General features: G+C 34.8%; 27 protein-coding genes. All 27 read right to left on the reverse strand.

What is annotated here, in order from left to right:
* Window positions 1-101: 101 nt before the first annotated feature.
* On the reverse strand, window positions 102-533 hold the full coding sequence (locus tag ACFFIS_RS11285; RefSeq protein WP_320378938.1) for a DUF6115 domain-containing protein: 432 nt from the start codon (window positions 531-533) through the stop codon (window positions 102-104).
* Window positions 534-544: 11 nt separating this feature from the next.
* Window positions 545-865, reverse strand: coding sequence for a hypothetical protein (locus tag ACFFIS_RS11290; protein WP_320378937.1), 321 nt, complete (start codon window positions 863-865; stop codon window positions 545-547).
* A 27-nt stretch (window positions 866-892) separates the two neighbouring features.
* Window positions 893-2,269 carry a flagellar assembly protein A gene (locus tag ACFFIS_RS11295; protein ID WP_390187584.1) on the reverse strand — a complete coding sequence of 459 codons (1,377 nt, stop codon included), beginning with the start codon at window positions 2,267-2,269 and terminating at the stop codon, window positions 893-895.
* 30 nt (window positions 2,270-2,299) lie between these two features.
* Window positions 2,300-3,073: a FliA/WhiG family RNA polymerase sigma factor gene (locus ACFFIS_RS11300; RefSeq protein WP_390187585.1), complete on the reverse strand. Its 774-nt coding sequence runs from the start codon at window positions 3,071-3,073 to the stop codon at window positions 2,300-2,302.
* Window positions 3,074-3,114: 41 nt separating this feature from the next.
* On the reverse strand, window positions 3,115-3,612 hold the full coding sequence (locus tag ACFFIS_RS11305; protein ID WP_390187587.1) for a chemotaxis protein CheD: 498 nt from the start codon (window positions 3,610-3,612) through the stop codon (window positions 3,115-3,117).
* The gene (locus ACFFIS_RS11310) at window positions 3,605-4,243 is read right to left on the reverse strand and encodes a chemotaxis protein CheC (protein ID WP_320378935.1); all 639 of its coding nucleotides are present in this window, start codon (window positions 4,241-4,243) and stop codon (window positions 3,605-3,607) included. Before ACFFIS_RS11310 ends, ACFFIS_RS11305 begins: the two co-directional genes overlap by 8 nt.
* Before the next feature lie 2 nt (window positions 4,244-4,245).
* On the reverse strand, window positions 4,246-4,716 hold the full coding sequence (locus ACFFIS_RS11315) for a chemotaxis protein CheW (RefSeq protein ID WP_320378934.1): 471 nt from the start codon (window positions 4,714-4,716) through the stop codon (window positions 4,246-4,248).
* Window positions 4,717-4,742: 26 nt separating this feature from the next.
* Window positions 4,743-6,767 carry a chemotaxis protein CheA gene (locus tag ACFFIS_RS11320; RefSeq protein WP_390187589.1) on the reverse strand — a complete coding sequence of 675 codons (2,025 nt, stop codon included), beginning with the start codon at window positions 6,765-6,767 and terminating at the stop codon, window positions 4,743-4,745.
* A 2-nt stretch (window positions 6,768-6,769) separates the two neighbouring features.
* Entirely contained in the window at window positions 6,770-7,828 is a 1,059-nt protein-coding gene (locus ACFFIS_RS11325) for a protein-glutamate methylesterase/protein-glutamine glutaminase (protein ID WP_390187590.1), read from the reverse strand.
* 5 nt (window positions 7,829-7,833) lie between these two features.
* The gene (locus ACFFIS_RS11330; protein WP_390187591.1) at window positions 7,834-8,703 is read right to left on the reverse strand and encodes a MinD/ParA family protein; all 870 of its coding nucleotides are present in this window, start codon (window positions 8,701-8,703) and stop codon (window positions 7,834-7,836) included.
* Window positions 8,696-9,823 (reverse strand): flagellar biosynthesis GTPase FlhF, encoded by a 1,128-nt coding sequence (gene flhF / locus ACFFIS_RS11335; RefSeq protein WP_390187593.1) that lies wholly within the window; start codon window positions 9,821-9,823, stop codon window positions 8,696-8,698. Before flhF ends, ACFFIS_RS11330 begins: the two co-directional genes overlap by 8 nt.
* Window positions 9,820-11,853 carry a flagellar biosynthesis protein FlhA gene (gene flhA / locus ACFFIS_RS11340; RefSeq protein WP_390187594.1) on the reverse strand — a complete coding sequence of 678 codons (2,034 nt, stop codon included), beginning with the start codon at window positions 11,851-11,853 and terminating at the stop codon, window positions 9,820-9,822. The genes flhF and flhA overlap by 4 nt, the downstream gene beginning before the upstream one ends.
* A 12-nt stretch (window positions 11,854-11,865) precedes the next feature.
* The gene (flhB, locus tag ACFFIS_RS11345; protein ID WP_320379788.1) at window positions 11,866-12,951 is read right to left on the reverse strand and encodes a flagellar biosynthesis protein FlhB; all 1,086 of its coding nucleotides are present in this window, start codon (window positions 12,949-12,951) and stop codon (window positions 11,866-11,868) included.
* Between the two features lies 1 nt (window position 12,952).
* Window positions 12,953-13,735 carry a flagellar biosynthetic protein FliR gene (fliR, locus tag ACFFIS_RS11350; protein ID WP_390187595.1) on the reverse strand — a complete coding sequence of 261 codons (783 nt, stop codon included), beginning with the start codon at window positions 13,733-13,735 and terminating at the stop codon, window positions 12,953-12,955.
* A gap of 3 nt (window positions 13,736-13,738) precedes the next feature.
* Window positions 13,739-14,008: a flagellar biosynthesis protein FliQ gene (gene fliQ, locus ACFFIS_RS11355; RefSeq protein ID WP_320378929.1), complete on the reverse strand. Its 270-nt coding sequence runs from the start codon at window positions 14,006-14,008 to the stop codon at window positions 13,739-13,741.
* A gap of 27 nt (window positions 14,009-14,035) precedes the next feature.
* Window positions 14,036-14,701, reverse strand: a complete 666-nt coding sequence (gene fliP / locus ACFFIS_RS11360) for a flagellar type III secretion system pore protein FliP (RefSeq protein ID WP_320378928.1) — start codon at window positions 14,699-14,701, stop codon at window positions 14,036-14,038.
* Complete coding sequence (locus tag ACFFIS_RS11365) at window positions 14,694-15,347, reverse strand: flagellar biosynthetic protein FliO (protein ID WP_320378927.1); 654 nt, start codon at window positions 15,345-15,347, stop codon at window positions 14,694-14,696. The genes fliP and ACFFIS_RS11365 overlap by 8 nt, the downstream gene beginning before the upstream one ends.
* A gap of 11 nt (window positions 15,348-15,358) precedes the next feature.
* Window positions 15,359-15,721: a response regulator gene (locus tag ACFFIS_RS11370; protein ID WP_320378926.1), complete on the reverse strand. Its 363-nt coding sequence runs from the start codon at window positions 15,719-15,721 to the stop codon at window positions 15,359-15,361.
* Between the two features lie 21 nt (window positions 15,722-15,742).
* Entirely contained in the window at window positions 15,743-16,882 is a 1,140-nt protein-coding gene (gene fliY / locus ACFFIS_RS11375) for a flagellar motor switch phosphatase FliY (RefSeq protein WP_390187597.1), read from the reverse strand.
* Window positions 16,872-17,870: a flagellar motor switch protein FliM gene (gene fliM, locus ACFFIS_RS11380; protein WP_390187599.1), complete on the reverse strand. Its 999-nt coding sequence runs from the start codon at window positions 17,868-17,870 to the stop codon at window positions 16,872-16,874. Before fliM ends, fliY begins: the two co-directional genes overlap by 11 nt.
* Before the next feature lie 51 nt (window positions 17,871-17,921).
* A complete protein-coding gene (gene fliL, locus ACFFIS_RS11385; protein ID WP_390187601.1) occupies window positions 17,922-18,341 on the reverse strand; it encodes a flagellar basal body-associated protein FliL in 420 nt (139 codons plus the stop codon).
* Window positions 18,341-18,556 (reverse strand): flagellar FlbD family protein, encoded by a 216-nt coding sequence (locus ACFFIS_RS11390; RefSeq protein ID WP_320378922.1) that lies wholly within the window; start codon window positions 18,554-18,556, stop codon window positions 18,341-18,343. The genes fliL and ACFFIS_RS11390 overlap by 1 nt, the downstream gene beginning before the upstream one ends.
* Window positions 18,557-18,597: 41 nt before the next feature.
* Window positions 18,598-19,470, reverse strand: a complete 873-nt coding sequence (gene flgG / locus ACFFIS_RS11395) for a flagellar basal body rod protein FlgG (RefSeq protein WP_390187603.1) — start codon at window positions 19,468-19,470, stop codon at window positions 18,598-18,600.
* A gap of 78 nt (window positions 19,471-19,548) precedes the next feature.
* Window positions 19,549-19,920: a TIGR02530 family flagellar biosynthesis protein gene (locus ACFFIS_RS11400; protein ID WP_320378921.1), complete on the reverse strand. Its 372-nt coding sequence runs from the start codon at window positions 19,918-19,920 to the stop codon at window positions 19,549-19,551.
* A 1-nt stretch (window position 19,921) separates the two neighbouring features.
* Window positions 19,922-20,428, reverse strand: a complete 507-nt coding sequence (gene flgD, locus ACFFIS_RS11405; protein WP_390187890.1) for a flagellar hook assembly protein FlgD — start codon at window positions 20,426-20,428, stop codon at window positions 19,922-19,924.
* Window positions 20,429-20,437: 9 nt separating this feature from the next.
* Window positions 20,438-22,270 (reverse strand): flagellar hook-length control protein FliK, encoded by a 1,833-nt coding sequence (locus ACFFIS_RS11410; RefSeq protein ID WP_390187891.1) that lies wholly within the window; start codon window positions 22,268-22,270, stop codon window positions 20,438-20,440.
* Between the two features lie 38 nt (window positions 22,271-22,308).
* Window positions 22,309-22,899, reverse strand: a complete 591-nt coding sequence (locus ACFFIS_RS11415; protein ID WP_390187604.1) for a MotE family protein — start codon at window positions 22,897-22,899, stop codon at window positions 22,309-22,311.
* Window positions 22,900-22,901 lie beyond the last annotated feature (2 nt).

Below are 22,901 nucleotides of genomic sequence, written 5' to 3' on the forward strand. Positions count from 1 at the left end.
AAATTAACATGCGTGTGTTTTATTTACAAAGACACTTCATGTATCTATGTATTACACCAAAAATTAATATAACATAACAAGCATTGTCAATCAAGTTTTTTTTACATTTTTTTATTAAATTTTACAATAAGGTCCGCCTCTGTTTTGCCACAACCTAATTTACTTGCAATCTCTTCAATTGTTTTACCTTGATTATATAGCTGTAATACTTTAGCTTGTAAAGAGGTTTCTATTTCATCTACATTTTCTTCTATAGGTAACTCATCTTGGAAAGTTATTTCCTCTGTAGGACGCACTGATGTCTTAGATTGGGTAAAAGAAGGATGTTTGCGCACATTCTCTTTATACTGAATATTTTGTTGCAATTTTTGATTCTCTTCTTTAATTTCAGCAAGATACTGATCAAACAATTGTATTATTTCTTCTTTTGACGGTGTCTTTTCTACTATTGAACCGCGCTTTACTAACACATAAATGGCGAATAAAGAAATAGCATGTAATATAAAACTAATGGTAAGCAAAAATCCTGTCATGGCAATCCCTTCTATCTACTTACATCTATTTTTTTACCAAGATAAGGATGTTGTAATCCTTGCTTCTCTTCATGATTTTCCCTATCTTGTTTTTGATTTTCTTCATCATTAAAATTTTTATCCTCATGCTGTGGGTCTTCACGTCTAATTTTTGCATCGCGAATTTTTTCGAATTCGTTAACTTGTGTGCGCTTTATCTCTGTCTCTTTTAGTTGGTTTTGCGCTATTGTATCTTGGAATTGTTGTTGCTGCTTTGTCATATGCTCTTGTATTTTTCCGGCATCCTGTGTTCTTGGGAGTGCAACTTGCATTTCAATTGATTTCCAGCTCAATTGATCACTTCCTCCATTTTAGTATCGTTAAGAAGACAATGACTGGACGATGATTTCATTATTTCTTAACGACACTTTCACTTGCTTATGATCTTGCAAAATAAGACGTTTATATTTTCCGAATGTAACCATTGTATTTGGATACAATGCATGATTGACAAGCAGTTTCGCTAAATCTAAATGATTATTTTCATTATTTAACTGCCGGAGTTCTTCTTCTACACCTGCTAATTGTTCCCTCGCTTTTTCCCAAGAATGCCTTTGCCTTAACATGGTAATACGAATCTTTGGATCTTGCATCTTTTCAATATTTGTTGCAAGTTTTTCTTTTATAAGCGCTAATTTACGCAATGTATCTTCTAATTTTTCCTTCTCAGAACGCAATTTCTTTTCTTGTTGTAACTTATCTTTTTCAATTCCAAAATACAATTCCGTTTTTGTATTCATCCGATTTCCAATATCTTTTGCTTCAATTGCTCTACCTGCTGATGTTGCACCACCAATGATATTCCCTTTTTGACAAAAAACTTGTTTCTTTGCAAAACATTCACTATGTAAAATAGAGTTCTCTACATATAAATTATTTCCAGCATGAGCAATACCTTGATTAATATAACCAACATATATATTTTCTTTTGCATGCAGATTTCCTTTTTTCATCCCGGATAAACCTTCCGAAATTGTAATGGAGCCACCACTAATAATAGTGGCCGCTTCGACCATACCGAAAATTTTAATATCTCCACCTGCTTTTATCGTATAACCGGATGGAACATCACCGTGGATTGTTATCGATCCTACAAAATCAACATTTCCTACTTTCATGGAAATTGTTTCGTGAATTTCATAAAGACTATGAATATGAATATAATGTTCTGTCAGGCTTATTTCACCATCAGCATCGGCATAAAATGTCCGCTCACTTTTACTATATACGACATTTTTACCTGGTTTCTTACTTACTGGCGTACCTTTTTTCTGTGATACGGTATCGCCAAATATATTTTCTCCAGGCTTTCCGTTTGTTGGTGGTGTAATTGTTGCAAGCTTTTGGCCTTTTTTTACAGATGGAATTTGCATCACTTCACGAAAATTCCAATTCTCACCTTTTTTCATATCCTTATCTATTTGGTAAGTGTAAGTTATGACACCATCTTGTCCATGCTCAGGATATGTTCCTTCAGCAATGAGCAATGGAAATTCTATGCCTTTGTCATGATGAATCAATTTCTCGATATTCGCGTTATCAATACCATGTACAATCTTATTTTCTGCTAATAACGCTTGGATCTCATGAATTGTAGATTGATCCATCTCTGGTTTATAACCTTCTATACAATGAAGTTCAGCTCGCATACGGTCTTGACTGCACACAATAAAAAAACATTGTTCTTTTGTCTCCAACTTCTGCACCCCTTTTGAAAACTCCCACTTTTAACCAACCGTTTTTTGTAGTACGTTTTTCAATTTATAGATTGCTTTCTTATGAATCTGGGAAATTCTTGAAGTTGTTAAACCTAATATTTGGCCTATTTCTGTTAGTGTTAATTCTTCGTGGTAAAAAAGACTAATAATCAATTGTTCATTCTTCGTTAGTGATTTAATCTCTTCCACTAATTCTTTCTTTAATTCCATTTGAATAAGATTTTCATCTGGTTGTAGTGTATGTTCGTCTGGTATTGAATATAAAATTCCTTCTTTTTGATTTGTTTCTTGATCCGAATTTTTATCGTGAATAGATAAAACATTAGCAAACAATGAATTTTTCACTGCATTTTCTACTTCCTCTTGACTCATGTTTACATGTTCCGCAATTTCTAAGGCTGTTGGTTCACGCATATATTTTTGTGTTAATTCTTGTGTTGCTTTATCAATCTTCTTCATTTTATCGCGGATAGAACGGGGTAACCAATCCTCTTTTCGTAATCCATCTATGATGGCTCCCCTAACTCGAAAAGACGCGTAAGTATCAAATTTTAAGTCGCGTGATTGATCAAATTTATTTAATGCATCATATAACCCAAGCAATCCATAACTTTTCAAATCATCCCTACCTACACTTGCAGGTAAATGGGTTGCTATTCTCTCAACATGAAAATCCACTAAATACATATAAAATTGCATTAGTTCATTCGCAACTTCGCTATTTTTACATGACAACCATTGTTTCCACAGCTCTTTTTCCAGAGGAGATTGATTTTGTGTCAACCTGGTACTCCTCCCTCATATTTTTATTTGATTCTGTACATTTATATAAACGTTTCACCTTTATTTACAGTCCTGATTTTCAACATATTTGTATCTGGATTAAATTCAATGGTTCTTCCATTATTACCGCCAACATCTGCAGCCATAATTGGAATTTTATGTTCATGAAGTTTTTTTTCTACTGCTTCAACATTTCTTGGTCCGATACGCATCATGTCATTTGCAGTAGTTAGTTTAAACATTTGTGCTCCACCAGCTATTTTTGCCTGTAACGCAAATTTTCTTGCTCCATTTTCTACTAATTTATGAATTAGTATTTCTATTGCAGTGTCAGCGTATTTGTATGCATTGCTATTGTCTTGTTTTGTCATTTTAGATTCCGGTAACATAATATGTGCTAGTCCAGCTATTTTCTTTTGTGCGTCGAAAATAACAACTCCAACACAGGATCCTAAACCAGAAGTACGAATAACACAAGGAGCTGTCACGATATTTAAATCAGAAATGCCCACTTTGACAACCGTATCGATTTTATTCATACCCAGTAATCCCTAATGAATGAAACATTTTTGGAAATGATTCCGGATCTGGAAGTAATAGAAACTGACCTGTCACCTCAGTTCCATCCTCTTCACCATTTATTTGCGTATCTACAATCAAAGCATAATCCGAGACATTTGCAAGTGTTAATAATCCTTCAACCAAAATAGCACTCGCCATATCCATACCAAAATATGGTACAGATGGTTGCATATTTATGCCTGTAAAATCAGAAAGTGCAGATAGGTAAGATCCAGTCAAAATGTTACCTATCTCCTGCAATACTGATATTGCCATCGTATTTACTTGATCATACTCATCGAATAACGCTACTGCATGATTTGTAATTTGGTCTACAAGTACGCTAGCTTCAAGCTGATTTAGTATAAAAAACACTGTTCCTGGTGCCTCACCTTGAATCCGAAAAATAATTGCTGCAATCATTTTTTCTGGACCACCAACTAAATCCATTACTTCTTCAAATTGGATAACTTTTATAGCAGGAACTTTCATATCTACTTTCTTATTCATTAATTTCGCCATAGAGGTTGCAGCATTACCGGCTCCTACATTTCCAATTTCTCGCAATACATCCATCTGTAAATCGGTTAAATTTTGCAGATCCATCATATTTAACCTTCCACTTTTTTCAGTTCATCAATTTCATCCAATGACAAAACTTTTTGTAAGTTTAATAATATGAAAAGCCTTTTTTCAAATTTGGCTACGCCTTCGATATAATCAACATCGATTGTTCCAATTACTTCAGGTGCTGGTTCAATCATACTTTCCGGAATATCGATAACATCATTTGCCGCATCCACAATTAAGCCAACTTCTAAATCGTTTACGTGGACAATAATAATTCTTGTAGAGTTATTATACTCTTTTTCTGGAAGATTAAATCTCGTTCTTAAATCAATAATCGGTGTCACTACTCCACGCATATTGATTACGCCTTTTACAAAGGCATCAGTTTGTGGAACCCTCGTAATTGGTTCCATTCGCTCAATATTACTAACTTGTTGTACTGGTATGGCATATTCTTCATCGGCTAATTGAAACACAATTACTTTTCGATCGTTCATTTTTTCTTGTTCCATCCTATTTTCCTCCTTTAAGTCCATTTTTATTTAATAAGTGCATTACTATCGATAATTAATGCGACTTGTCCATCTCCTAAGATTGTTGCTCCAGAAATAGCAAATACATTTGACAAATAATTTCCTAGAGATTTTAAAACGACTTCCTGTTGCCCTATAAATGAATCAACAACTAACCCAGCTAATTTATCGCCTTTCCTCACGATGACAACTGAGCAATATTCGTCTTCCTGTGCATCATTCGTTTCTACTTGAAATACTTCTTTTAAGTCAACTAGCGGTACAACAGTACCTCTAAAGTCCATTACCTTTTTATGATGAGCGGATAATATATCGCTTTTATGAATAATAGCCGTTTCAATAATAGACGAGAGTGGGATTGCATATTTTTCTTTCTTTAAATCAACCAATAAAACAGAGATAATCGATAATGTTAACGGTAGCTGAATAGAAAATACAGAACCGTTTCCTTCAGTCGAATCAATAGAAATACGTCCACCTAATGATTCAATTTTATTTCGAACAACATCTAATCCGACGCCACGTCCAGACAGATCAGAAACTTGATCTGCAGTTGAGAATCCACTTTCCATTATTAATTCAAATATTTGTTGGTCCGTTAAACTAGATGCTTCTTGTTCGTTAATAATGCCGTTTTGGATGGCTTTTTTAGTAACTTTTTGTTTATTTATGCCAGCACCATCGTCGACGATTTCAATAAAAACATGATTGCCACTATGATAGGCTTTCAATTGGATAGTCCCCTGTTCAGGCTTACCTTGACGTACCCGTTCTTCTGGCATTTCAATGCCGTGGTCAAGTGCATTGCGCAATAAATGCACAAGCGGATCTCCTATTTCATCAATAACAGTACGATCTAATTCTGTTTCCGCACCAATAATTTCTAGTTTAATATTTTTATTTAAATCTCTCGTTAACTGTCTTACCATACGTGGAAATCTACTGAATACTTGATCGACAGGTACCATACGCATCGTAAGAATAATATTTTGCAAATCACCGGATACACGGGTCATTCTTTCCACAGTTTCTTGTAAATCCTTATGATGCAAATCATTCGAAATTTGCTCCAAACGTCCACGATCAATAACTAATTCTTCAAATAAGTTCATTAATACATCAAGACGTTCAATATTTACCCGAATAGTTTTACTAGAAGCTTTATGTACTTTCGGTTTTACATCTACTTGGTTCTCTTGAGTATTGGATACTTCCGTTTGTACTGGTTCATTGCTAATTTCCGTATGCTCTTGATGATCCTGATCATGTAGAAGTGAAAATGCGACTACGTCTACATTGGCAATCTCGGATACTTTATTTATCTTTTCTTCCATCACTTTTGCAGATGCTTTAGATACATGTAGAACAGTAAAAGTATTGGAGAACTTTTCTTCTTCCAACTCTTGAACAGAAGGATAAGATTTAATTACTTCTCCATGTTTTTCTAATATATCAAACACCATAAATACACGCGCTGCTTTTAATAAACAGTCTTCTTGTAGCGTTACCGTAATTTTGAAATTATTAAATCCACGTTCACTTGATTCACTTAAAATAGACCGTTCAAATTCATCTAAGTCATTTATCATCGCTTCTTCATTTTCATCTAAAGATACAGGTTTTATTTCTTGTTCCGCAGGCACATGTACTTCTCCTTTTTCAATACCCTCAAGATGTGCAGCGACTGATTGTATATCACGTTTTCCACTTCCACCTGCCGATATATCCTCTACCATCGCTGTAAGATGATCCACAGCTTCAAATAATACGTCAATCATATGTGCTTCGACTTGTAGACGATCATACCGAATTTCATCAAAAACATTTTCAAGTTTATGCGTTAAGTTTGCTAAATCTTGGTATCCCATCGTTGCTGACATGCCTTTTAATGTATGTGCTGCGCGAAAGATTTCTTCGATAATAGACTTTTCTTTTGGATTTTTCTCAAGTTCTAACAATTGTTTCGATAAGATGTCTAAGTGTTCTGTGCTTTCATCAATGAATATATCTAAGTATTGCGTTGTATCCATTTTTATTTCCCCCCTAAATTTTCTATCATATTTGTTAAAGCAGGTGCGATATCTTCTAAGTCATATATATAATCAACCATATTCGTCTGCTTTGCTGCTTTTGGCATGCCGTAAACAATAGACGTTCGTTCTGATTCGGCGACCGTTATCGTATTATTATCTAATTGTTTCATCATCTTCATTCCATGAGCACCGTCATTTCCCATACCAGTTAGTATCACAGCAACTTTATTTCTATTTTCCATTTTTTTAACAGAATGGAATAGTATATCAACAGATGGACGATGACCATTACAAGGAGGTTCTTTCGTTAAATCTATTACATATTGTGAATCGCGTTTTACAACCGTCATGTGAAAATCTCCTGGAGCGATATAGGCTGTTTTAGGTAGAATCAGTTCTCCTTGTTCCGCTTCTTTCACCGTAATTTTTGAAGTACTATTCAGTCGTTCTGCTAAAGATTTTGTGAATTTTGGTGGCATATGCTGCACAATTAAGATTGGCGGTATAAACGTATCTGGTAGGTTGCTTAGCACTGTCTGTAAAGCTCGTGGTCCACCAGTTGATGTTCCAATGGCCACGATTGTATGATGATACCTTGCTGGTAACTGGATATTGAATTCTTTAGCATGTTTCACTTGGCTATATACTGGAATATTAATTTGGGAAGCTGCTTTAACCTTCGCAATGATTTCTGCTTTTATCGTATTAATATCCAAAGAAATTTGCCCAGATGGTTTTCTTATAAAATCAACAGCCCCGCGATCCATTGCTTGAATTGTTTTATCTGTTGTACCTTCATTTGATGTACTCGCCAACATGACAACCGGTAATGGATGACGGGACATAATCTCCGTTAATGTCATAATGCCATCCATCTTAGGCATTTCAACATCTAGGGTGACGACATTTGGTGAAAACTTCTCGATTTTTTTCAATCCTTCTAGTCCATTTCGAGCAGTTGCAACGACTTCTATCTGTTCGTCACTTTGTAAAATATCAAAAATCATTTTTCGCATAAATGCTGAGTCATCGATGACGACTACCTTTATATCTCGCATCTCGTCTACCTCTTCCTTAAAAAATGTCTTAGCTTATGAATAAATGAACGAGGTGTACCTGTTTCTACTATCCGACTTGATGATTGGGTTATAAAGTTGAAAGCTGTTTTTTGCATTGCACGCGATATATCAGCTTTATTATCAAGCAACACATAAGGTGTCTGCCGAATAACTGCTTGTGAGACGAGTCGATCGTATGGCAAAATGCCTAACATCTGAATGTTGACATTTAAAAATCGCGATACAACTTGCTGGAGATTCTCAAAAACTTTCCGACCACTCTTAACTGTATCTACTTGATTCATCACAATATATATCGGCATTTTTTGCTCTTTGTTTATAATATGCTTCATCATACTGTAAGCATCTGTAATGGAAGTTGGTTCAGGTGTTGTTACAACAATACACTCGTCTGCTGCAAGTACAAACGGCATATTTGTTTCTGAAGCCCCCGCACCAATATCAAAAAATATATAATCATACTCGGTTACTGCCTGTTCAAATTGTTCAAAGAAAAAATCTAATCTATCTTGTTTGATTGAAAATATATTCGTTAGTCCCGATCCACCAGAAATATAAGCCAAATGATGTGGACCTATTTCGATTATTTCTTGGAAGGTATCGTAATGCTGGAATAAGTCAACGATTGTACGTTTAGCTTGTAAGCCCAATAAAACATCCACATTACCCATGCCAAAGTCCATATCGATAAGTAAAACCTTTTTACCTAACTTCAATAGTTCAATTGATAAATTAATTGAGATATTTGATTTCCCCACGCCACCTTTTCCACTAACAACAGAGATTGTTTTTGCACGATGATTATTTTCATCTTCAAGTAATTGTTTTCGAAGTTTTGCGGCTTGATCACTCATGGAAAAAATCCCCCATTATGAGTTCTGCAATCTGTTCCGCAGTTGGTTGTAACACATCATCCGGAACAGATTGGCCATTTGTCATGTAACCAATGCCTTTACCACTTTCTAGCATGAGTGTTAATAGACCGCCATATTGTCGCGTTTCATCTAGTTTTGTAAAAATAAACTCTTTAACAGGTATTGTTGCAAATTTATCTTTTATTGCGGATAAATCTGTTAGTTTTGCAGTAAGGGATAAAACTAAATATACTTCTGTATTGTGTTCCACCGACATATTCTTTTTTAACTCTTCAATATATCGCTCATCACGAAAGTTTCTACCTGCCGTATCGACTAAAATTAAATCATAAGCTGCAAATTCATCTAATGCTTGCACATAATCTTGAGCAGAATAGGCGACTTTAATTGGTACTTGTAATATTTCTGCATATGTTTTTAACTGTTCAATCGCCGCAATTCGATACGTATCCATTGTAATAAAAGCAATTTTTTTATTATCCTGTAACATGCTATTACCGGCAACCTTTGCTAAAGTTGTAGTTTTACCTACACCAGTTGGACCCACAAAATGAATGATTTTCTTGTCATCCTGTATACCTGAAAACGTGTGAGAGCGAAGACGTTTCACGATTTCTCGTTTTGTTTTCACAACTATATCTTGAATGGATATTTCTTGCATATTTTTACTGTCTTCTACAACACTTTGCATAATTTCAGCCGCATAGTCTTCTGATACCTCTTGCTTTAACAAATATTGATACACAATATTAAAATCTGGGGGGAATGCATCTTTGGAATTTAACGCTTGACTTTGAATAAGTCTTTTTAATTGTTTTAATTCTATTAATACGTCCCCCTGCTCAACATGTGCTTGTGGTTTTTCCCTTTCTTTCTGTAAAACGGGAGTTTTGTCATTACTTGACTTTTGGTTAACTTGCTGAAAAGGATCTGGGTCGTGTACAGCGACAACCTCAATTTTCCTCTTCTTAAACAAGCCAAGGAAACCACCTTGCAATATTTCTTTTGAGTTTAAAATGACTGCATCAGGGCCTAATTCTTTACGTATTTGATTCATCGCTTCAGGCATCGAATTTGCTACATATTTTTTTATTTTCATGCTACATTCACCACTCCTACACTTTGCACTTGTACACTTGCATCAAGCTCGTTGTATGAAAGTACGACAACTTGTGGTAAAAATCGTTCTAATAATTGTTTTAAATACATTCGAATTGCTGGAGAACAAATGACTATAGTCGTTTCCTCTTCCAAAGATAGTTTTTCAGCTTCCGCATGTATTGCTTCAATAATTGCTTGTTGGGATGATGGGTCTAATGATAAGTAATTCCCGTGTTCAGTTTGTTGAATACTTTCTGCAATCATCTTTTCAACTTTCCCAGATACAGTAATTACTTTCATATGCATATCATCACTTGCATATTGCCTTGTAATTTGCATTGCCAATGCTTGTCTTACATACTCCCCTAATAGATCAGGATCAGTTGTCATTTTTCCATAGTCTGCCAATGTTTCAAAAATAATCGGCAAGTTTTTGATTGATATATTTTCTTTTAGTAACTTTCCTAAAACCTTTTGAATATCCCCAATTGCCAGAGGTTCTGGTGTAACTTCGTCGACTAATATTGGGTAAGACTCTTTCAAATGATCGATAAGCTGTTTTGTTTCTTGTCTTCCTAATAATTCATGTGCATATCGTTTAATAATTTCGGTAATATGTGTCGAAACAACAGAAGGTGCATCAACGACAGTATATCCTAGTAATTCGGCCTCATCTTTTACATCTTCACCAATCCATTTAGCAGGTAACCCAAAAGCTGGTTCCTTTGTATCAATACCATCAATACTGTCTTCATCCATATCTGGTGTCATTGCTAAATAATGTTCAAGCAGTACTTCACCGACTGCTACTTCATTCCCTTTTATTTTTAACCGATACTCATTTGGTCCAAGCTGAATATTATCACGAATTCTTACAACTGGGATGACAATCCCCAGTTCAATTGCTAACTGCCTTCTAATCATGACGACTCGATCTAATAAATCTCCACCTTGGTCGGCGTCAACAAGCGGAATTAACGCATAGCCAAATTCAAACTCAATCGGATCCATATTAATTAAACTAACGACATTTTCAGGTGACTTCATGGCGCTAGATTCAGATATATCTTCATCTTCAACCTGTACTAATTCAGGTTCATTTTGTTGTTTTAATAATAGATATCCACTGATTGCCAAGAAGGCCGCAATGACTGTTGTTAAAAAGAAATTGATTGGAGTTAACCCAAGTAAAAATATTGTACCAGCAGCAATAAAAAGTAATTTTGGATATTGTAATAACTGACCCGTTACATCACTACCCAAATTACCATCCGTTGATACGCGCGTTACGACAATACCCGTTGCAGTAGATATAAGTAATGCAGGTATTTGGCTAACAAGTCCATCTCCAACTGTTAGACGCATAAATGTATCAATTGCTTCTTGGAAAGACATCCCCATTTGCACGATACCAATAATCAAACCAAATACAATATTGATTAATACGATAATGATACCTGCAATTGCATCCCCTTTAACAAATTTACTCGCACCATCCATTGAACCATGAAAGTCCGCTTCTCTCTCTACCTTTTCCCGTCTTTCTCTCGCTTCTTGTTCTGAAATTAATCCTGCATTTAAATCTGCATCGATACTCATTTGTTTCCCTGGCATAGCATCTAATGAAAAACGAGCTGCAACTTCAGAAACACGTTCAGAACCCTTCGTAATTACTAAAAATTGAATAATAATCAAAATAATAAATACAACAAATCCAACAAGTGGATTATTTCCGATAACAAAACTTCCAAACGTCTCAACTACTCCTCCAGCTTCACCATTTGATAAAATAGACCGTGTAGTAGATACGTTTAATGCTAATCGGAATAGCGTAAGTAATAAGAGTAATGATGGAAAAATGGAAAATTGTAATGGCTCTTGTGTGTTCATGGATACAAGAATAACGATTAATGCCAATGAAATGTTACACAAGATAAGTACACTTAAAAGTGCCCCTGGTAAAGGGATAACGAGCATGACAATTATTAAAATTACACCTATTAATACTGATAAATCCTTTGCATTCATTCCTGTCTCTCCTTATTTCCCAAGCCTTTTTTCCATTCGATACACATATGCTAAAACTTCAGCAACTTCTTGATAAAAACGTTCCGGTATCACATCACCAATTTCTGCTTCGCTATATAAAGAACGTGCCAACGGTCTATTTTCAATCGTTACAATTCCGTGCGCCTTTGCTATCTCTTTAATTTTCATGGCGATATGATCCGTACCTTTTGCAACAACATATGGTGCGATAGCCTTTTCTTCATCATATTTCAAAGCGATCGCAAAATGAGTTGGGTTCGTAATAATAACATCTGCTTTTGGCACTTCACTCATCATACGGCTCATGGCCATTTGACGTTGTTTTTCTCTCATTTTCGATTTAATTAAAGGATTACCTTCTATATTTTTATACTCATCCTTAATATCTTGTTTTGACATGCGCATATTTTTTTCATAATCATATCTTTGGTATGCATAATCGAAGACTGATAATACTAGCAAAGCAATCGTCGCTGCAATTCCCATTATGATTGTTGTTTTCCCAAAAAAGGCTAATGCTGCTTCTACATCAACAAAAGCAAGCATCATCATATCATCTTTATACATCCAAATAATCATGAATGTAACAATACCAATACAAGAAATTTTTAATAATGATTTTAATAATTCTACTAGTGCACGGATAGAAAATATCCTTTTTGCTCCTTGTACAGGATCGAGTTTTTTTAAGTCAAATTTCAAAGGTTCTGTCGTAAGCAAAAAGCCTATTTGCATCAGATTTGATGCTAAACCAGCGACTATTGCAATGAGCATGATTGGTGCTAACAATTTAGCTGTTTCCAACGTAGCGCCATTTAATAACTGTCTTACAGTTTGTTCATTTAAATCCCAATGAATAAAAACTGTAAAAAATCGTTGCAATAGATTCAATAAACCATCTTTCATATAGGAGCCGAATATAAATAAGATTAGAAAGGAACACAATAGTAAAACACCAGTATTAACATCTTGACTCTTGGCAACTTTCCCTTTTTTTCGTTCGTCTTCCCGTTTTTTAGGGGTTGCTTTTTCTGTCTTTTCACCTGCAAAAAATTGCAAATCTAATTTTAATTGCAAGTTAAGCCCCCCCAAATAATTGCATTAGTCGATGCATCGTTTGAAACATTGTTCCGAATAAGTTCTTTGCTAACACGATATATAAACTAAAAAAGATAAATAAAGCGAAAAAGCTAACGATTATTTTTAAAGGCAATCCAACTACAAATACATTTAGTTGTGGAACTGTTCTTGCGACGATTCCTAATGCCACATCAACTAAAAATAAACACCCGACAATTGGGATGGACATTTGAAATGCAATTAAAAACATTTTACTAAATGTAGATATAACAAAATCAATAATAGAACCATGTTCAAACGGTATAAATGTGTCCACTGGCACAAATTGAAAACTATAATAGATTCCATCTATTAATAAATGGTGCCCATCAACCGATAATAGAAATAGCAGTGCAAATATATAAAAATATTGACCAATAATTGGACTTTGTGCGCCTGTTTGTGGATCAACTACATTTGCTATTGCAAATCCCATTTGAAAATCAATAAATCCACCTGCAATCTGTACAGCAGCTAGTATCATATAAGCAATTAGACCTATTAATAGACCGACAATTGCTTCTTTTACAATGAGCAGTACAAATGTTTCATTAAACACAAAGAGATATGAATCTTTTAGTGTCTGTGCCATAATAAATGCTAAAAAGAAGCTTACCCCAATTTTAAATGGTAATGGAATCGTTCGATAAGAAAATAAAGGGAGTGTTGCAAAAAATGCTAGAATACGAATAAATATGAGTAAAAATAGTAAAAAGGTACTTAAGTTAAATAAATTCTCCATTTTTTACCCTACAAACTGATTGAGATTGGAATAAATATTGATAGTGAATTCAACCATTTTAGTCAGCATCCAAGGTCCAAAAAATACTAGCCCAACGAGAACAGCAACTATTTTAGGAATAAACGCTAGTGTCTGTTCTTGAATTTGAGTTGTTGCTTGTAAAATACTTACTAATAGTCCTACTGCTAAGGCGAGAATAAGTAATGGACCAGTTATGATAATGATGGTAAAAATTCCTTTTTCAGCCAAACTTAAAACAAATTCTGTACTCAATGCAAAACACCCTCTTATTTAGCATTATTAAAATCCTTGCAATATCGAGTTTGTAATTAAATACCAACCATCTACCAGGACAAATAATAAAATTTTAAATGGCAATGAAATCATTACTGGTGGAAGCATCATCATTCCCATTGACATTAGGACACTTGCAACCGCCATATCAATAATTAAAAAAGGCACAAAAATTAAAAAGCCCATTTGAAACGCTGTTTTCAATTCACTAATAGCAAAAGCTGGAACTAAAGCAGTTAGTGGAATTTCTTGTACCGAATCAGGCTTATCTAAATGTGCATAATTCATAAATAAAGCTAAATCCTTTTGCCTTGTATGTTTTGCCATAAATTCTTTCATAGGCTCACTCGCTTTGTCGTAAGCTTCATCTAATGTTATCTTTTCATCAAATAAAGGTTGTAAAGCTTCATCATAAACTTGATGAAATGTTGGCGCCATAATAAAAAAGGTTAGAAAGAGTGCTAGTCCAACAAGAACTTGATTCGGTGGCATTTGTTGTGTAGCCAGCGATGTCCGAACAAAGGATAAAACAATCACAATACGTGTAAAACTTGTCATTAAGATGAGAATGCTAGGGGCTAATGACAAAACGGTTAATACGAGTAATAACTTAACAGATGTTGATACAGAGGATGGATCAGTAGTGGAAAATGTATTTATTAAATCATTCATGGCGATCCACCTCATCTTTGTGCTGTGTCATTAATTGACGTCGATTATGCATCATTTGATCTAACTCATCTTTAAATATATTTGAAAACTTATTCGCTTGCTTTTCTTCTATACTCGGTTTTTTTCGGGACAGCAAAGAAGAAATGAAGCTCGGTTGCCTTACTTCCTCTTCTTTTTGCTCTAGAAGAGCAGTTTTCACTGCTTCATCCGAAATCTCTTGTAACAACTCGACATTGTCGCCAACTCCGATTAAAAATAGCTTTGAATCAATACGAATAATTTGTATAGATTTATTTGCCCCTAACGAAATACCACCTATGTTATCAAGCATTTTTACTTGCTGATACATTTTATTACGCTTATTCAGGAATTTTAGCAAACCATAAATGAGTGCTAAAACAAATAATAGCGCAAATACCATTTTCACTAAATCGAATCCCAATGATTGATTAGAAGAAAATTGCTCACTCTTTGCATTTTCCTTATCCTGAACATCATCTTTTGCAGGAACTTGATTGAGGTCATCGCAATTTTTCTCATCATTAAAACAATCCGTTATATTTTTATCTTGGGCATGTGCAACAATTGGTAAAATGTTAAATATAATGACGATAGCAAAACAATATACGCCAATTTTTTTCATCATATGTCACAGTCCTAATTAAGTGCTTTTTGAATGGCTTCAATAACACGATCGGCTTGGAATGGCTTGACGATAAAATCTTTTGCGCCAGCTTGGATTGCGTCAATAACCATTGCTTGTTGACCCATTGCAGAACACATAATAATTTTTGCACTTGGATTAATTTCTTTTATCTGTTTTAATGCCGTAATTCCATCCATTTCAGGCATTGTAATATCCATCGTTACAAGATCTGGAGTCAATTCTTTATATTTTTCAACGGCTTGGGCACCATCTTGTGCTTCTCCTACAACTTCAAAACCATTTTTTATTAAAATATCTTTAACCATCATTCTCATAAATGCTGCATCGTCTACAATCAAAATCTTATTTCCCATAAATAAAGCACCTCTTATTCATTATTTTAGATTTTTCAAACGGTCGATTTGACTTACAATATCTGTTACACGAACACCAAAGTTTTCATCTATAACAACTACTTCACCTTTAGCGATAAGCTTTTCATTAACAAGAATATCAACCGGCTCTCCAGCTAATTTGTCTAATTCAACAATTGAACCAGATGTTAAATCAAGAATATCCTTGATTGTTCGATTTGTACGTCCAAGCTCCACTGTAACTTTTAATGGAATATCCAATAACATATCTAAATTACGTTTTTCGCTATTATTTAATTCTGCTTGTGTTAAGTCTGAAAATGCCGCTTCTTGGATGACAGCATGATGTTTATCAACTGGATTACCGATATATTGTGGTTCTTCATGAACCGGCGCTTGTTTCACTTGATTTTCATGATACATATTCGTCTGCTCCATTGGTTCAATCTCCTCAACTACCATGGTACTACTCACTTCTTCTTCAGATAAACGAAGTAATTGATTTGCTTGTTCCTTCGCAAACTCTAATGGCATAATTTGCATAATATTAGAGTCGATAAGTTCCCCTACTTTTAAATGAAATGATACTTTTACATAGGTGTGTTCATCGGCAAACTGCTTTTGAAAGAATTCCTCTTCAATCTCTTTACTTAAAATGTTAGGTGGTGAAATATCAACCCGTTTATTAAAGATAGTCGACATACTCGTTGCAGCTGCACCCATCATTTGATTCATAGCTTCTTGTACAGCACTAAGATGGATTTCATTTAAATCCATTGATGGCGCTGAACCATCTCCTCCGAGCATAATATCGGAAATAATGGCTGCATCTTGCACCTTAATCATAAAAACATTTGTACCAATAAAACCTTCAATATAATTAACTTCAACACTGATATGGTCATCTTCAAATTTTTCAATCAGCTTATTTTTATCCATAATACAAACGGTTGGAGTCGTAATTTCTACCTTTTGATTCAATAATGTCGATAGTGTAGTAGCGGAACTACCAAATGAAATATTACCAATTTCACCTAATGTGTCTTCTTCAAGGTTTGTTAATTCCTCAGCTGAATCAGTACTTACTTCTTCCGCTTCATCCGATCCAATATTTAAAAGCGCATCAATTTCATCTTGTGAGAGCATTCCATCATTCGTCATACTCATCTCCCCCCTTTATTTCCTCCAGAATTTGAACAGAAGTTCTATTTTTATATTTACCTGGTTGAACATAAAACTTCGGTTCCTTATTCAACATCAATATTAACGGGTCATCTATAGACTGATTTAAAGTAATGACGTCATTTTGTTTCAGATGCAAAAATTCATGTATCGTCATTTGTGCATGTCCTAATATTGCATTTGCTTGGATTTTTGCATTTTGAATATTTTTAGTAAGCTTTTCATAAGCATCTGGATCTCGCTTCTTAGTTGCTGTCTGCATTTGATAATGTACAGATAGTTTTGGTATAACTGGTTCCAATACAATGTGGGGGATACAAATATTAATCATCCCGCTTACTTCTCCAATCGTTGTATTTAACGAAACGACAACAACTGTCTCATTTGGGGATACCATTTGTAAAAACTGTGGATTAACCTCAAAATCCTCCAATTCAGGCTGTATGTCAATTAATGAAGCCCATGCTTCATGTAAACTTGTGCCTGTTTTTTCGAACAACTGCGTCATAAGCATTGTTTCAATTTCCGTTAAACCGTCTACTTTATTTTCGGTTCCACCTTTACCTCCAAGCACACGATCCATCATTGTGTAGGCGATATTGGGGTTTACTTCCATAATGACCCGTCCATCTAATGGCGTCATACTAAATACATTTAATATGGTCATTTTCGGAATCGAACGAATAAATTCTTCGTATGGAATTTGATCAACAGATGCAACAGCTATATTTACATACGTTCGCAATTGACCAGAAAAAAACGTAGTAAGTAGCCGGGCGTAATTTTCATGTATTCTTCCAATACTTCGAATCTGATCTTTAGAAAATCGTAATGCTCGTTTAAAGTCATACACACGTACTTTTTTTTCAACTTCCTCTTGCTTTAATTCTTCCGCATCCATTTCACCAGATGATAATGCTGAAAGTAGCGCATCAATTTCATTTTGTGAAAGAACATCATCAACCAAAAAATCACCTCCATGCAGGAGAATATTCTCATGAAATAATAAATGTTAGTATTACTGTAAGATTTTATTTATCGTGTAAACACCAACAACTTTTCCTTCTGCCATGACATCATTTAGTTTTGTTTGTAGGGCCTTCTCTAAATTTCCAAGACCAGACTTAAAATCTTCTTCTTTCATTGTAGCTATCTCTTTGATTAAAATGTTTTTAACTTGAAACTCTCTTTTTTCTATTTCTTTTTTAGCTTGTTTACTATCTGTTACAACTTGAAATTGAATACGTACAAAACTACCATCTTCCAGATCAGTCGTAATTTCGGGTGTTTCAAATGAATATTCTACGATATCATCAATGGATTGTTTATCACTTTTATTTTTATCACTCATAAAATTAAAATATATCACAGCAGCAATACCACCGATAAATATAATAATAATGATAGAAGTTAACATCACCTTCATTAATTTACTCATTATCGCTCACCCACTTCATGTATAGATAACGGCTGCAAGCCAATTTTTTGATAAATTTTTAGCGTCAAGTTTTTGACGTCTTCTTCAGACTCTTTTACAACTAGCTTTTTTCCATTGCTAAGTGTTATTGTCGTGTCCGGAAAGGACTGGATTTGCTCAATCATCATCGCATTTAAAGTGAAATGTTCTCCATTTAGTCGCGTTAAAGAAATCATTTTAGGTGGGAGTGTCCTTTATGACACTCCCTCCCTCCTTATTATCGTTTTAAGTTTACTAATTCTTGTAGAATTTCATCGGAAGTTGTAATCATACGCGTATTTGCTTGGAATCCACGTTGTGCTGTAATCATATCTGTAAATTCTTCAGCTAAATCTACGTTAGACATTTCAAGAGCCCCACTTACGATAGTTGCTGCTTCTGATTCAGGTTCGAAGTAATTATCTGAAAGCCCTGCGTTATCCGTATTAAGGTATAAGTTACCGCCTGCTTTTTCAAGACCACCTGGATTAGAGAACATTGCAAGTGCAATTTTACCAGCAACCTGTTGCTTATTATCTTCATCAATATAGGTTACTGTTCCATCCTGTTGGATATTGAGGCTAATAGCTCTAGATTTTTCATCTCCAGCGTTTTCTTCTAATGGAATCGTTATATAATCTAATTTAGTAGCATCCGTTACTTTTCCATCCGCATCTACATCAAATCCCATCAAATAATTCCCATCCGCAGTCACAACACGACCATCATTATCCAAGTAAAAGTTTCCTGCTCTTGTATAAGCTAAATCTTCTGAGTCTGTACCACCAGTTTTAGAAACAATAAACATCCCATCACCTTGTAACATTAAATCTAATGGATTATCGGTAGTTTGACGGAAACCTTGTGTATGAATGGTATCAATTGAACCTAGTTGTGAACCAACACCAACTTGTTTTGCATTAATACCACCACGAACCCCATCGTTAGGACCTTGTGCTGATGAGATTGTTTGACTCATCATATCTTGGAAAGTTACTCTACCTTTTTTATAGCCAACTGTATTCACGTTAGCGATATTGTTTCCGATAGAATCTAGCTTTGTTTGAAAGTTTTTCATACCTGATATTCCTGCATACATAGAACGTAACATTGTTATTTCCCCTTTTTTCATCAATTTATTTAGCTGCTTCCATCATTCCACAGCTTTGGCCTCCCTAAAGGGTCCAGCCTAATCGTTAATCAAAATCGTACCATTTATATTTGTAAAAATTCGTGATGTTGCTTCTTCTCGATCCATGGCTGTAACAACAGTATGGTTTTTAGTACTGACAAGTAAAGCCGCATTATTCGTTACGACTAACGAATCTGTAATACCTCTTTGTTTAGCCTCTTCCATTTTTTCGGAAATTGTTTCCCATTGCTTATTATCAATCGATATATTTCTTTCTTGTAAACGAGATGCAGCATGTTTACTTACTTTTAAAGTTTCAGTTGTTAATAAGTCTTTAAATTGAGAAGAATGTCCAGTATTTTTATTTTTTTGTACTGGTGGTACTTGCAAGAGATGGTGCTGCTGAATAGCATGCATGCGCGACTCCATCTTATTCACTTCCCTCTACATCTGGTTCAGGTTCTTTAGGTCCTTCAGTTTCTACCTTTTCATCATCTGTCATAGCAGTATCACTTACCTCGATAATACTATCGGCATACACTTTATCACCATTTTCCATTTCCAATATTGCCCAACCATCTTTTTGTGATACTGCGACAACTTTGCCAGATTTCATCCCTGTTTCTTTACCTGTTTCTTCATCATAAGACTGATAAGAAACATGTTTTCCAATCATATGGCTATATTGTACGACTGGAGATACGAGTTGGTTATGTACTAGCGTATCAATAGAAGTAGCCATATTCATCATTTGTTCCAGAGAAGAAAACTGAGCCATTTGTGCAATAAAATCTGTATCTTGCATTGGATTTAATGGGTCTTGATTTTGTAATTGTGTCATCAATATCTTTAGAAACTCATCTTTTCCTAATTCTGAACTAGGTGCACGTTTCGTTTCTTGATTGGATAAAAAATAAGATGCATCAATTTTATTCATATCGGACACCTACACTTCCTCATTCATTAAAAACTCACTTAAATGATCATTGAATGCATTGTCTTTTGCATCTTCTTGTTTATGATCATGTGATTGCCGCTGTTCTTGCTGATCATGTGACTCTTGATTTGCCTCATTTGCATCTGTATCCTGAGTAGATGCTGTCACATCTTGTCGCTCAATAACAATTTGATGTGGCGCAAACGCATGTTTTAACTGTTTCATATTCGCTTCCAATAACTCCTTTGTTGCCTGAGTAGAAACAAGAATTTTTATTGCAGTTTCGCCATTAATTTGCGTAAACCTTAACATCATATCCCCAAGATTTTCAGGTCTAATCGAAATCAATAAAGGGCTATTTCCTTGCGCGAATTTCAAGAAATGACTTCGGTTCAGTACCATTTGTATACGATCAATTAGTTGTTCTCCCGATGATGATTGATTTTGATTTTGGTCCATGTAAATATAAAATTGCTCTACTTTAGACATTGGAGAAGAAACGATTTGATTTGGCACATGAGGTACAATCACACGATGATCTTCCCCACCGACTTGTTTTAACCATTCTGCAATATCTGTTGCCTTTACCCCTATTTCACTGTGATTTGGAGATTCCACAGGACTGTTCATCTGATTTTCATACAAGCTAACAAGTGTTTTCCAAGTTGTCCATGACTTTGAATCTAATCCATTTGGCTTTACCAGTTGATTAGGATTTTCCACATTCACCAACTGTGTCCATTGTTCTAACAATGTTAAAACCCTCTGTGGTAGCTGAAGATTTGACTTAGTCGACGTGGAATTCATTTCAGCAAAAATCGATTGAATTTGCTGTATTAGCCTGTCATTTTTAACCGATATCTCCTGATCCTCTGTCACACCAATTTGCTTTAACCACTTGGCAACATCCGTTACGGTTACTTTCGTTTCATATTTATAAGGTGAATTCTCTGCGATTTGCATACGATTTTGATATAGGTTTACAAGAGACTTCCAATTCATTTCCATGTCTGAATCCATCTCATTGCCTTGATTAATAGATCCTTGTTCATCCGCTTTCGTTAGCTTTATCCATTGTTCTAATAAAGCCAATACTTTCGGTGCAACTTGTCTTATTTCTGCCTCTGTCGGTTGACTATCTACTTTAGCCAACACTGATTGAATCTGTTTTATAAGTGCATCATATTTTGCAGATTTATCTTCATTTCCCGTTATGTCTTCTAAGTTTGGTATAGTATCCACAGTCCTTACTGATAGTGAATCGAATAGATTAATCACCTGTGATTTCCCATTTAACAAAGACTTATGTGCATCAGTGATTGGAACGAGAGCGTTCCCTTTTTCCAATGAGACTGCTTCCTGTATTTGATGTAATCCATTTGCTATTTCTGTCTTATTCCATTCAATGCTTGGATTATTTTGCATTATGCTGTTCATTTCCTGTATAATACTTTCCAATAATTCTCGTTCATTTTGTTTTGGATTCTTTTTATGAACTTCGATATTTTCCTCTTGAGTGGAAAAAGCATTTTTCATGAGTTCAGCTAATTTATCCCGCAGTGAATCTAACTGTGCTAATTGATTCTCTAGCTGAGGTGTAGCAACTGACTCTTGGATTTCATCTATGAGATCTAGTAATGTTTGCATATTTTGCTTCCATTGATCACTAACATTTTTTTTATTACAATCATCTATCTTTACTGATTCACAGTTGTCAGCTAATGACTTTTCATTGAATACTTGTAAGAATGTAATATTATCGCTTTTTAGCATGCGCTTATCTCTTGTAGATGATTGCATAACTTGAGGCTGCATTTTCGGTTGCAACAACGTATCTATCATGTTCACTTGTTTATTCACCCCCTTTCAAATCTGTCATACTAGTTTTTATAGCCAATTAACTTTTCGGTTATTTCAGCTGCTATTTTTGGATCCATTGCACCTAAAATCTCCCCACGAGTTTTATTAGGCATTTTCGCTATTACAGAAATAGCGGCATCTCTATCCATACTTTGTATAATTTGTGCAGCTTGTGCTTTATCCATATTTTTAAATGTACCTACAAACTTTTCAGTAGTATCCATTTCAATTTCTTCATTTGTATCAATAGCTGTACTTTGTTGGGTATTTTTTTCAATGCCCGCGATTTTATGTTTTAAGCTTTGAATCGTATCTTCTGATTCATTGAGTTGCTTTTGTAATTTCTCCAACTCTTTATCTTTATTATCTATCTTTGTTTGAAGCTGCTCTGTTGCCTCAGGTACATTTTCTTCCTCTTTATCTGGAATAAGTGACGATATGACTGGTATATTTTTTGCATTATCTTTCAACCAATCTGTCACATGAAACCCGGCAATCGAAAATATAACTGAAGCAATAATTAACGCCACAATTACCGGGATGATAATAGCAAATATAAACCATAAAAATGGATTCGTCTTTTTTGATTCAGTTTTTAGCCCCTTTGCCATTT

Origin of the sequence: Paracerasibacillus soli, from assembly GCF_042432965.1 — a bacterium.
In the GTDB taxonomy this organism is placed as follows: Bacteria; Bacillota; Bacilli; order Bacillales; family Amphibacillaceae; genus Paracerasibacillus; species Paracerasibacillus soli.